Raw genomic sequence first — 11,422 nt, forward strand, 5'->3', positions numbered from 1 at the left:
CTTGTCAATAATTCAATTAAGTTTATTAATATCTGCGAGGGAGAATCTTGTCATGATAACTGACCGGAACCACAGCGGTGAACTCAGCAGAAACGAGCGACTGATTCTTGCGCTTGTCCGTCGCCACGGACCGATGCCCAGGGCCGCCCTGGCGCAAGCGACGGGGGTGTCGGCCCAAGCCATGACGAATCTGACCAGAAAACTGATAAAAAACGGATTATTGTCAGAGCAGGAGGTTGTCCGGGGCAAGGTGGGACAACCCTCGACACCGCTTTCCCTTGCACCTGACGGTGCCTTGTTCCTCGGTCTGAAACTGGGACGCAAGCTTGTCGAGCTGGCCTTGGTGGACTTTACCGGCCAGATAAAACTCCACCGACAGGAGGTATTGCCGCATCTGGAGCCGGAACGGGTTCTCAGCTTTGCCCATCACGGAATCGCCACATTCCGCGCTTCGTTGCCGCCAAAGGCGCAGGAACGAATCGCGGGACTGGGAATCGCCACGCCATTCCGGCTTTGGGATTGGGGGAAGGAGATGGCCGGTTGGCGCGGTTTCGATCTTCGCGGCGAGTTGGCGGACAAGATACCCTTTCCGGTCTTTCTGGAGAATGACGCGACCACCGCCTGCGGAGCCGAACTGATCTTTGGGCATCACGACCTGCCTGCGGATTTCCTGCATATCTACATGGCGCATTTCCCCGGAGGCGGCATCGTTCTGGACGGCAGCTTGCGTTTCGGGCCACAACGCAATGCCGCGGCCCTCGGCTCGATCCCGCTGCCCGGTGGCGGGCAGCTGCTGGATCGTGCCTCGGTCGCTGAACTGGAGCGCCGCTTGGGCAGGTCGCTGCCTCCGGACGATTCAGGCTGGAACCCGCCCAAGGAAATCGAGGCCGAGTGGGCGCGGGAGGCAGGGGAAGGACTGGCATTTGCCGCTTTGACCGCCGCCTCGGTCGCCGATCTGCCCCTGGTGATTATCGACGGCGCGGTTCCCCCCACGACCCGGACACGGCTGACGGAGGCCACGCGCAAGGCGCTGGAGGCCCTTCCCGCCGAAGGCATCGACCGTCCCCGGATCATCGAAGGAAGTTTGGGGCGCAGCGCCCGCGTGCTTGGCGCGGCAGCGCTCCCGCTTTCGCATTTCTTCCAGCCGAACGGCCAGCCGCGCTAAGGATGCAGGCACAAAATGGCGGACAACCCTCAGCCGATCAGTTCCAGGAGATAAAGCCCATATCGGTTCTTGGCGAATTTCTCTGCCGTGACCCGGATATCCTCGGCAGAAATCCAGCCGTTCATATAGGCGATCTCCTCGGGGCATCCAGTCTGCAATCCCTGACGATTTTCCAGCGTGCGCACGAAATTCCCCGCATCCAGCAGGCTGGCATGGGTTCCGGTGTCCAGCCATGCAAACCCGCGCCCCATCTTTTCGACGGTCAGCGTGCCTTCCATAAGGTAACTCTCCAGCAGCGTGGTGATTTCCAATTCACCCCGTTCGGACGGAGTCACCCGCGCGGCCCGGTCCGGCGCGGAACCATCAAGGAAATAAAGCCCGGTCACCGCGTAATGCGAAGGCGGCTGCGCGGGCTTTTCCACGATCTGGCTGACCCGCTCCTGCTCGTCAAAGCCGATAACCCCGTAACGCCCGGGATCCGAGACGCGATAGCCGAATACGGTTCCGCCATCACGCCGCATATCCGCGGCTTTCAGCAAGTCCGGCAAGCCATGCCCAAAAAAGATGTTATCTCCCAGGATCATGGCCGACGGGCCACCCGCCAGAAAATCCTCGGCCAGCAAATAGGCTTGCGCGAGCCCGTCAGGCGAAGGCTGCACGATCCATTCGAAGCGCAACCCCCATTGGCTGCCGTCCCCCAGAAGGCGCTGGAACTGCGCCTGATCCTCGGGCGTGGTGATAATGGCGATCTCGCGGATGCCGGTCAGCATGAGCACGGTGATCGGGTAATAGATCATCGGCTTGTCGTAAAGCGGCAGCAACTGCTTGGACACACCCATGGTGATCGGGTAGAGGCGCGAACCAGATCCGCCGGCGAGAATGATACCCTTGCGTTGCGTCATGCACTGCCCCTCAATGTTTCCAGGACCTCCGCCAGCCCGACGCGCCAATCAGGCCGGGCAATACCGAAATCTGCCGCAATACGTCCACAGTTCAACCGCGAGTTTGCCGGTCGCCGCGCCGGGGTGGGATAATCCGCTGTTGCGATCTCCTGCACCCGGCAGCGATGCCCCCCCTGCGCAAAAACTTCACGCGCGAACCCCGCCCAACTGATATCGGGGGTGCCCGCGAAATGATAGATTCCACTCTTGGCAGTGTCCGCCTGCATGGCGCGCACCATGACGAGCAACGCGGCGGCGATATCGGCGGCAGGCGTCGGGCTTCCGATCTGGTCGGCAACGATACTCAACGCCTCCCGTTCGCTCGCCAAGCGCAGCATGGTCTTTACGAAATTCGATCCATGCGCCGAAAATACCCATGAGGTCCGCAGCACCACCCACTGCCCGCCAGCAGCTGCTATCGCCCGCTCTCCTGCCAGCTTGGTTGCACCATAGACACCGAGCGGGCCGGTGGGGTCGTTCTCGCGCCATGGCCGGTCCCCTGCCCCGTCAAAGACATAATCACTCGATATATGCAGGAAGGGCACCTGCTTTTCCGCTGCCGCCCGAGCCATTGCGGCGGGCGCATCCGCGTTGACCAGACGGGCTGTGTCAGCATCGCTTTCCGCACGATCAACCGCCGTATAAGCGGCGGCATTGATAACCGCCCGGCAACCGGTGTTCTGGATCGCGGAAGCGCAGGCCAGAGGGTCGGTCAGATCGGCGGCCGCGCGGTCCAGGAAACGCGCTTCGGGAGCAAGCTGCTCCAGTTCCCGCGCAACCTGCCCGGTGCGGCCGAAGACCAGAAGTCCCCTCATCCACCCATTCCCAAACGCCTTCCGACCCCGTCGCGCGACAAAAGCGGCCGCCACCAGTCACGATTGGCGAGATACCATTCCACGGTCCGACGCAACCCTTCCTCGATGCCGACGGAAGGCCGCCAGCCCAACTCATCGCCGATCCGGCCCGGGTCGATGGCATAGCGGCGGTCATGTCCCGGCCGGTCGGATACGAATTCGATCAGCCTCTCATGTGGCGCGCCTTCGGGATGAAGGTCGTCCATATGGGCGCAGATCATGCGGACCAGATCGATATTTCTCACCTCGTTCCCGCCGCCGATATTGTAGCTCCGCCCGATCCGGCCCTTTTCCAGCACCAGCAGCAACGCGTCAGCGTGATCCTCGACATAAAGCCAGTCGCGGATATGGTTGCCGTCGCCATAAACCGGGATCGGCTCGCCTGCCAGTGCCCGAAGGATTGCCACCGGCACCAGTTTTTCGGGAAAGTGATAAGGGCCGTAATTGTTCGAGCAATTGCTGAGCACCACCGGCAGACCATAGGTTGCATGCCAGGCCCGCACCAGGTGGTCGGAGCCGGCCTTGCTGGCGGAATAGGGGCTGCGCGGATCATAGGCCGTTTCTTCGTGAAACCGGCCGCTCTCGCCCAGACTGCCAAAGACTTCATCAGTCGAAATATGGTGAAAGCGAAAGTCTTCGGGGCGGCCTTCGCGCTGCCAATGAGCGCGGGCTGCCTCCAGCATGTTGAAACTGCCGATGATATTGGTCTGGATGAACTCCCCCGGACCATCGATAGAGCGGTCGACATGGCTTTCGGCGGCCAGATGCATCACCGCATCGGGGCGGTGGGTCTGGAGCACCCGCTCGACCGCTTCGCGATCGCGTATATCCACCCGCTCGAAACAATACAGATCGCTGTCAGACACCGGTGCGACATTGGCGGGATTGCCCGCATAGGTCAGCGCGTCCAGATTGACGACCCGATGCCCGCGCCGCACCGCGAGCCGCACCACGGCCGAACCGATGAAACCCGCGCCGCCGGTAACAAGGATCTTCATTCGTGGCCCTCGAAAATAAAGGGCGATATCCAGTCGGCGAATGCGGGGGCAGTGCGGTCTTTTTCGGACAGGACCGGCTGTTCAACCTCCCAATCGATATTCAGACTGTCCCAGAGCACGGCCCCGTCGCTGGCACGGTCATAATGGGCGGTGCACTTATAGGCGATTTCAGTATCAGGCACACGGGTCACGAAACCGTGCAGGAAACCTGCGGGTATCCATAATTGACGGCCATTCTCGAAGGACAGTTCCTCGCCGACCCATTGCCCGTAAGTCGGGCTGCCCCTGCGAGCATCGACCGTAACATCGAACAGCCGCCCCCGCCCACAACGCACCAGCTTGCCCTGCGCATGGGGCGGCGCCTGATAATGCAGCCCCCGCAATGTGCCCGGCCGATGTGACAGGGAATGATTGTCCTGAACGAAATCGGGAAGCTTGACACCGGCATCCTCAAGGCTTTTCCGGTTCCAGCTTTCCGAAAAGAAGCCTCGGTCGTCACCATGGCGGGCCGGGGTGATGACCAGCACTCCGGGCAATGCGGTCCTGTCAATCTTTATCATCGCTTGGTCTTTCGGGACATGGGCTGCCGCTCGTTATTTCATATGTCAGCATATTGTAAGCCGTAACCCGGTCGCTGTCACAGCCTCACGATCCAGGACGAGTCGAATGTCCGCAAGGCTTTCCCGGCAGATCGCCACCGGCCACAGGCGAAAGGGCCTCGTATCCTGCCAATCCCGGGCCTTGCCGGAAAAAGAAGCGTGAAACGGGTTTCATCCGAAAAACCCAGATATCGAAGCATCACGAATTGAAGGAGTGGAGCGGGTGAAGGGAATCGAACCCTCGTCGTAAGCTTGGGAAGCTTCTGCTCTACCATTGAGCTACACCCGCATGCCTTTCGCTTATCCGCAGCCCGGCATGGCGTCAAGCCACTGTGTCAGACCAGCCCCATTTCGGCCAGTGCGGCGGCTACGGCAGGCGGCAGCGCTTCCTCCGAGCGGCGTCCGGCAGGCAGATCGGCAGGTGCGTCCTCGGCCTTCAGATAGCGCCACCCCTGGAACGGGCGGCGCGGCACGGCACCGACACGGACCAGATCGCGATCCAGCACGAGGGCACAGCGACGGATACCGTCTTCGCCGATCCGTTCCTCCATCCGCAACAAGCGCTGCCGGGCCAGCATCACCCCCTTGAACACCCAGTAGAGAGAGCCGCCATCAAGCAGTTCCTTCTCGCGCTTGGGCCACATGCGGGTGACATGGATAGCGGGCTCATCGCCATATCGCGACTGCTGCCAGCGGATCAGCTCGTCCGGCCCTTCGGAACCGACGCAGAGTTTCATGAGATGGAGAGTCGCGGTCATGCACTCAAGGATAAGAGCAGCGGGCCCGGGCAGCAAGAAGCGGCAAGCCGAACCGGGCACAAAAAAGCCGCGATCTGAACGATCGCGGCTTTGGATAATTGAATGACTGGTGTCGCGCTTACAATTCGTCCAGCGCCTCGACAGCTTTTTCCAGTTCTTCCTTGGTGACCTGCTTTTCTTCCACCTTGGCATTTTCCGCGATGTGATCGACGACCTTGTCCTCGAAGATCGGCGCGCGGAGTTGCTGCTGCGCAGCCTGATTTTGCTGAATGAACTCGAAGAAGGCGCGTTCCTGACCCGGATACTGCCGCGCGGCCTGCATCACGGCCTGAGTCATTTCCTGATCGCTCACCGTCACCTCGGCCTTCTGGCCGATCTCGGCCAGCAACAGGCCAAGACGCACCCGACGCTCGGCCAGTTTCTTGTGCTCTTCGGTGGGTTCTATCTCGCCGTGATCGTGGCCGTGCTCCTCAGGATGCTCCTCATGCCACAACTGGTGAGCGATCTGGTTCGCCTCTGCCTCGACCAGCGATTCGGGCAGTTCGAATTTCACCTGTTCATCCAGTTGATCCAGCAGCCCGCGCTTCATGATCGCACGCGCGGCACCGGCATATTCCTGTTCGAGCCGTTCCGCGATCTGCTTTTTCAGGGCATCCAGATCGTCCGAACCGAATTTCTTGGCCAGCTCATCATCGATCTCGGCAGGTTTCGGAGCCTTCACGGCCTTGATCTTGCATTCGAAGACCGCATCCTTGCCGGCAAGATGCGGGGCGCCGTATTCCTCGGGGAATTTCACCTCGACCTTCACGTCCTCATCGGCCTTAACACCGACGAGTTGCTCCTCGAAGCCGGGAATGAAACTGTTCGAACCCAGGACCAGCGGGTAATCTTCGGCCGAGCCGCCCTCGAACGCCTCGCCATCGACAAAGCCCTTGAAGTCGATCACCACCTGATCGCCATCCTTGGCCTTGCTGCCCTTGCGGCGATCATCGAAGTTCTGGGCCGATTTCGCCAGGTTTTCCAGCGCCTCATTGATGGCGGCCTCTTCGGCGGGAACCGACAGGCGCTCCAGCGACAGCTTGCTCAGATCGACCTCGGGAATTTCGGGCAAAGCCTCGTAAGACACGTTGACGATAACGTCATCGCCCTCTTTCCAGCCCTCGCCGTTTTCCATCTCGACCTTGGGCTGGGCGGCGGGACGATCGCCCGATTCCTCCAGATGCGAACGCAGCGCATTATCGATCGCCTCTTGCATTGCGTCGCCCATGACGCGCGGGCCGAATTGCTTTTTCAGCATGGGCAGAGGCACCTTGCCCTTGCGGAAGCCCTTCATCTCGATCTCGGGCTGCGCCTCTTTCAGCTTGGCATCGACCGTGGCAGCCAGCTCCGCCGCGGGCAGCGTAAACTGATAGCCGCGCTTGAGACCTTCGTTCTGGGTTTCCTTGACTTGCATCATCGTCCTCATAGCAAGAAGGGCCACCGGTAAGGCGGCGGCCTGAAAATTTCCGCCCTTCTAGTCGTCGCGGCAATGCTCTGCAAGCAGATTGCGGCCAGCCTCACACCGCGTTTCGCGATTGCATCCGCCTGCCGTTCCGCGCAAGAGCGGCTGAACGACCGTGACGGCACCACACCGGAAATGCAAACCGGGACGTACCGCACCCATCGAACACAGGATGCCGCGAATGCTGGATTTCGCCTTGCTGCTTTTTGCCGGAATCATTGCCGGGATCATGAATGCCGTTGCAGGCGGCGGTACCTTCGTCTCCTTTCCGGCGCTGGTCCTGACCGGCGTGCCGCCGGTGGCCGCCAACGCGACCTCTACGGTCGCCGCCCTGCCCGGCTATCTCGCCTCGGCCATCGGCTTTCGCGGCGATATCAGGGCGCTGAAGGATGCGCCTCTGGTCAAACTGTCGCTCTGGACGGTGATCGGCGGAGCGATGGGATCGGCGCTGCTGCTGGTCAGTTCGAACGAGGCATTCGCATTGCTGGTTCCCTTCCTGCTGCTGCTTGCCACGGTCGTTTTCTACTGGTCCGGGCCGGTTCGCGCCTTCGCCTCGCGCTGGCGTTCGGTGGTGACCCCTTTCGGGCTGGGCACCCTGCTGCCCGTGGCGATCTATGGCGGCTATTTCAACGGCGGGCTGGGCATCATCCTGCTGGCCCTGTTCACCATGTGGGGCATGCAGGACCTGCACCAGATGAACGGGCTGAAAAGCTGGCTCAGCTTTGCCCTGTCGGTGATGTCACTGGCAATTTTCGCCGTTGCGGGCAAAATAGTCTGGGGGCCGGCGGCGATCATGTCCGTCGGCACGATCATGGGCGGCTATGTCGGCCCTGCGGTTTCGCGGCGCATTCCCCTGCAGATATTGCGCCTGTCGATTGCCGCAGTTGGCTTTGGCATGGCTGCAATATTTTTCTGGCGTCTTATCAAAGGAGTATAAAGATGACCGATATCAAGCGTATCGAATGCGGCCAGCGGATGAGCCAGGCCGTGGTGGCGAATGGCACCGTCTGGCTGGCCGGTCAGGTGGCCGAGCCGGGCAAATCCGTGACCGAGCAGACCCAGGCCATTCTGGCGCAGATCGAAACGCTGCTGAAGAAGGCAGGCACCGACAAGACGCGCATCGTCGCAGCCCAGATCTGGCTGGCCGACATGGCCGATTTCAAAGAGATGAACGCAGTCTGGGACGCATGGGTGCCGCAGGGCCACGCGCCGAGCCGGGCCACAGGCGAATCGAAGCTGGCAACTCCGGATTACAAGGTCGAGATCATCGTGACCGCGGTGCTCTGAGCGCTGACAGAACGGAGCGCGCCGCGCGCAGGCCCGGCGCCTCCTTTCCCCTGCCAAGGCGTTCCATGGTCAGGTCCATCGCATCCAGTTGCGCCTTGCGCGCGGTCATGTCTTCCAGCGCGACCTGCAGCGCCTCGGCAATGGGCCCCGGTTGGCAATCCCCTCCCAGGAATTCGGGCACGGCGCGGGTCTCGCTGACCAGGTTGACCAGCGTCACGGTATCGGTGCGCAGCAGCATTCCGACAACCATCCGGCTAAGCAAGGCCATGTCATAGCCGATCACCATCGGGATCCGGTTCGCCGCAAGCTCAAGACTGACCGTGCCCGAGGCGGCCAGCGCCAGATCGGCCGCCGCGAATGCCGCGCGCTTTTCCCCGGCATCCTCGACCACGACCGGCACGGTCGGCCAGCGCCGCGTCATGTCGCGGACCATGCCTGCCACCCCGGGAACCGTGGGCAGAACCACCCTGATCTCGGGCACCCGATCGCGCAGGCGGATCAGCGCCTCGTCGAATCGCCCCGCCAACCTTCCGACCTCGGATTTACGCGACCCGGGCAGGCACAGCACAACCGGCGCGTCAGAGGCAATATCATGAGTTTCGCGGAACCGGGCGGCCTCCTCGGGGCTGGCAACTTTCATCCCGACCACTGGATGCCCGACGAAATCGCACCCCATCCCCGCCTCCCGCATGTAGGGCGGCTCAAAGGGCAGCAGGGCCAGCACATGATCGATGACCTGCGCCATCTTCTTCGCCCGCCCCGGCCGCCAGGCCCAGACCGAGGGCGCGACATAATGGATCGTACGCAGATCGGGGGCGATACCGCGCGCCGCCCGGGCAACCCGCAGGCAGAAATCGGGGCTGTCGATGGTGATCAGCGCATCCGGCGCCGTCTCGGCCACGGCCGCCACGGTCTCGGCGATCCGGCGCTTGAGATTGCGGTATTGCGGCAGCACCTCCCAGATGCCCATCAGACTCAACTCGTCCATCGGAAACCGGCTGGTCAGCCCCTCGGCCTCCATCCCCGCGCCGCCGATGCCGACGAATTCCACATCGGGCACAAGCTCTTTCAACCCGGCCATCAACGCCGCGCCAAGCTGGTCACCCGAAGGCTCGCCCGCGATCAGAAAGAACCTCATGTCGTCCTTTCACTTGCTGCACTGCGTTACAGGTATTTGAGCAAGGAAGAAGAAACCAGCCCTTCTTCCTTGCTCAAATACCTATTCCTCCCGTGCCCATAGAAACATGCCGGCTGCATTCGCGCGACGAATGGATTCCTCACGGTCAAGCAGGATCACGCCGCCTGCCTGCCATGCGATTCCGGCCAGCCCCGCCGCGGCTGCCTGCGTCACGCTGTCGGGGCCGAGCGTCGGCAGGTCCACGCGACGGTCCTGACCGGGTTTCGGCGCCTTGTAGAACACGCCCCGGGGCCCATTCAAACTGGGCCGTAACCCGGCATGAGCGGCAGCGAAATCCAGCATCGCCCTCGTGCCGGGCAGAGTCTCGATGGCAAGGCACAGGCCCTGCGCCACCACAGCGCCCTGTCCGACGTCGAAAGGTCCGAGCCCGGCAAGGATGTCCGCCGCCCGAGCTGCGTCGCGGCGGTCGGCCTCGGAAGGATTGCCGGTCAGCAGGCCTTCGGACGGAAGCAGGTCGGGGATGATCTCCTCGATACCGCAGATTTCCAGTCCATGCTCCTCGAACACGTCCAGCACCTCGCGCAGCGCCGCATCGTCTCCGGACTGCATCGCGGTCAGAATACGGGGCACCAGTTGGGCGGTCCGCGGATCGAAAGCCTCCGGATCAAGGCGCGGGCGGCGAATCGCGCCTGCGAAAACCACTCTTTGCACCCCCTGCCCGATCAACTCGTCAAGAAAGGGAACCAGCCGCTCCAGCCGGAAAGGCGTGACCGGCATATCGGGCGCAAAGCCCTCGAGCGCGAAGACCAGCGGCTCCTCAAGCGCGGCGATGACGGCAGGGGCAAGCGCGCCCTGCCCGGCGATAACGGCGGTGCGGGTCATGATTTCATCGTCAGGAATGAACGGTCGGAAGGTCCGAGGATAAAGTCCAGCACGTCGCGCTCCATCGATGTGGCCTCCGTTCCGGCACGGGTGCGGGCGGTGTCGCGGAACGACCCCTGCCCCAGAGCCTCCAGCAAATCTCGCAGCGCCGCGATATCGGCGCGGCTCGCGCCCCGGCGTTTCAGGCCGACAAGGTTCAGCCCATCCAGATGTCCACGCGGACCCTGGACCAGACCATAGGGAATGACATCCGCCGTGACCATCGTCACCGCGCCGATCATCGCCCCGCGGCCGATCCGGACGAATTGGTGCACACCCGAAAGCCCGCCGACGATCACGTCATCCTCGAGCACGCAATGCCCCGCCACCGAGGCATTGTTGACCAGGATGACCCGGTCGCCGATACGGCAATCATGGGCGACATGCGCGCCGGCCATGAACAGCCCGTCATCGCCCACGGTGGTCACGCCGCCACCGCCTTCGGTTCCCGGATTCATGGTGACATATTCACGGATGCGGTTGCGCGCGCCGATTTCCAGCCGCGCCCGCTCGCCCCGGAACTTCAGATCCTGCGGGATCTCCCCGACAGAGGCAAAGGGGAAGACCACCGTTTCCGAGCCGATCGAGGTCTCGCCCGTCACCACCACATGGGATTTCAACACCACCCCATCTGCCAGCCGAACCTGTGGGCCAACCACGCAGAACGGTCCGATCTCGACCCCTGCCCCGATTTCGGCGCCGGGCTCAATGACCGCGGAAGGGTGGATTTTCGTTTCAGCCATCGGCTTTCGCATCCATCATGGCGGTGAATTCGGCCTGCGCGCAAAGCTGGCCCTCGACGATCCCGCGGCCTTCGAATTTCCAGATCTTGCCGCCGCCGCGCTTGGCCGTGACATGCATTTCAAGGACATCGCCGGGCACCACCATGCGGCGGAACTTGCATTTGTCGATGGCCATGAAATAAGTCAGCATCGGCTGATCGATGATGTTCATGCTGATCCCCACAACCACCGCCGAGGTTTGCGCCATCGCCTCGACGATGGTCACGCCGGGCATGACCGGCTGATCGGGAAAATGGCCCTGGAAATGCGGCTCGTTGCAAGTCACGTTCTTGATGCCCACGCCGCCCTGATGGGGCACGATATCCCGCACTTTATCAATGAACAGGAACGGGTAACGGTGCGGGATGATCCGCTTGATAAGGCCGAGATCGGCCTCGGTATAGGGTGCGGGGCTGCGCTTTTCATCGGCCATGAGCGTTCCTTGCAACAATTTTCCTTGAGGTATCAACGAGCCCAT

The 11,422-nt window shown here is 62.2% G+C and carries 13 protein-coding genes and 1 tRNA gene; 3 read left to right on the forward strand and 11 right to left on the reverse strand.

What is annotated here, in order from left to right; translation table 11 throughout:
* Positions 1 to 52 precede the first annotated feature (52 nt).
* Positions 53 to 1,165 carry an ROK family transcriptional regulator gene (locus C9E81_RS02495; protein WP_122110723.1) on the forward strand — a complete coding sequence of 371 codons (1,113 nt, stop codon included), beginning with the start codon at positions 53 to 55 and terminating at the stop codon, positions 1,163 to 1,165.
* 29 nt (positions 1,166 to 1,194) lie between these two features.
* Here the strand turns inward: C9E81_RS02495 and rfbA are convergent, their stop codons facing one another.
* The 7 genes from rfbA to tig all read right to left on the reverse strand — a co-directional run bounded on the left by rfbA (position 1,195) and on the right by tig (position 6,768).
* Positions 1,195 to 2,067, reverse strand: coding sequence for a glucose-1-phosphate thymidylyltransferase RfbA (gene rfbA, locus C9E81_RS02500; protein ID WP_122110724.1), 873 nt, complete (start codon positions 2,065 to 2,067; stop codon positions 1,195 to 1,197).
* Positions 2,064 to 2,921, reverse strand: coding sequence for a dTDP-4-dehydrorhamnose reductase (gene rfbD / locus C9E81_RS02505; RefSeq protein ID WP_122110725.1), 858 nt, complete (start codon positions 2,919 to 2,921; stop codon positions 2,064 to 2,066). The genes rfbA and rfbD overlap by 4 nt, the downstream gene beginning before the upstream one ends.
* Positions 2,918 to 3,958, reverse strand: coding sequence for a dTDP-glucose 4,6-dehydratase (rfbB, locus tag C9E81_RS02510; protein ID WP_122110726.1), 1,041 nt, complete (start codon positions 3,956 to 3,958; stop codon positions 2,918 to 2,920). Before rfbB ends, rfbD begins: the two co-directional genes overlap by 4 nt.
* Positions 3,955 to 4,518 (reverse strand): dTDP-4-dehydrorhamnose 3,5-epimerase, encoded by a 564-nt coding sequence (gene rfbC / locus C9E81_RS02515; protein ID WP_122110727.1) that lies wholly within the window; start codon positions 4,516 to 4,518, stop codon positions 3,955 to 3,957. Before rfbC ends, rfbB begins: the two co-directional genes overlap by 4 nt.
* 254 nt (positions 4,519 to 4,772) lie before the next feature.
* A tRNA-Gly gene (locus C9E81_RS02520) sits at positions 4,773 to 4,846 on the reverse strand.
* A gap of 46 nt (positions 4,847 to 4,892) precedes the next feature.
* Positions 4,893 to 5,315, reverse strand: coding sequence for a DUF1489 family protein (locus C9E81_RS02525; protein WP_122110728.1), 423 nt, complete (start codon positions 5,313 to 5,315; stop codon positions 4,893 to 4,895).
* 118 nt (positions 5,316 to 5,433) lie between these two features.
* A complete protein-coding gene (tig, locus tag C9E81_RS02530; protein WP_122111131.1) occupies positions 5,434 to 6,768 on the reverse strand; it encodes a trigger factor in 1,335 nt (444 codons plus the stop codon).
* Positions 6,769 to 6,997: 229 nt separating this feature from the next.
* On the opposite strand from tig, the gene C9E81_RS02535 reads away from it, so the two are divergent.
* Positions 6,998 to 7,753, forward strand: a complete 756-nt coding sequence (locus tag C9E81_RS02535; protein ID WP_122110729.1) for a sulfite exporter TauE/SafE family protein — start codon at positions 6,998 to 7,000, stop codon at positions 7,751 to 7,753.
* A gap of 2 nt (positions 7,754 to 7,755) precedes the next feature.
* On the forward strand, positions 7,756 to 8,103 hold the full coding sequence (locus C9E81_RS02540) for a RidA family protein (protein WP_122110730.1): 348 nt from the start codon (positions 7,756 to 7,758) through the stop codon (positions 8,101 to 8,103).
* Here C9E81_RS02540 and lpxB read toward each other — a convergent pair.
* From lpxB to fabZ, 4 genes are all read right to left on the reverse strand, one after another.
* A complete protein-coding gene (gene lpxB / locus C9E81_RS02545; RefSeq protein WP_122110731.1) occupies positions 8,081 to 9,241 on the reverse strand; it encodes a lipid-A-disaccharide synthase in 1,161 nt (386 codons plus the stop codon). The two genes, C9E81_RS02540 and lpxB, sit on opposite strands and share 23 nt — an antisense overlap.
* Positions 9,242 to 9,322: 81 nt before the next feature.
* The gene (locus tag C9E81_RS02550) at positions 9,323 to 10,123 is read right to left on the reverse strand and encodes an LpxI family protein (protein WP_122110732.1); all 801 of its coding nucleotides are present in this window, start codon (positions 10,121 to 10,123) and stop codon (positions 9,323 to 9,325) included.
* Positions 10,120 to 10,905 carry an acyl-ACP--UDP-N-acetylglucosamine O-acyltransferase gene (gene lpxA, locus C9E81_RS02555; protein ID WP_122110733.1) on the reverse strand — a complete coding sequence of 262 codons (786 nt, stop codon included), beginning with the start codon at positions 10,903 to 10,905 and terminating at the stop codon, positions 10,120 to 10,122. Before lpxA ends, C9E81_RS02550 begins: the two co-directional genes overlap by 4 nt.
* Positions 10,898 to 11,377: a 3-hydroxyacyl-ACP dehydratase FabZ gene (gene fabZ / locus C9E81_RS02560; protein ID WP_122110734.1), complete on the reverse strand. Its 480-nt coding sequence runs from the start codon at positions 11,375 to 11,377 to the stop codon at positions 10,898 to 10,900. Before fabZ ends, lpxA begins: the two co-directional genes overlap by 8 nt.
* Positions 11,378 to 11,422 lie beyond the last annotated feature (45 nt).

The sequence above is a fragment of the Paracoccus alkanivorans genome (assembly GCF_003697785.1).
GTDB classification, from domain to species: Bacteria; Pseudomonadota; Alphaproteobacteria; order Rhodobacterales; family Rhodobacteraceae; genus Paracoccus; species Paracoccus alkanivorans.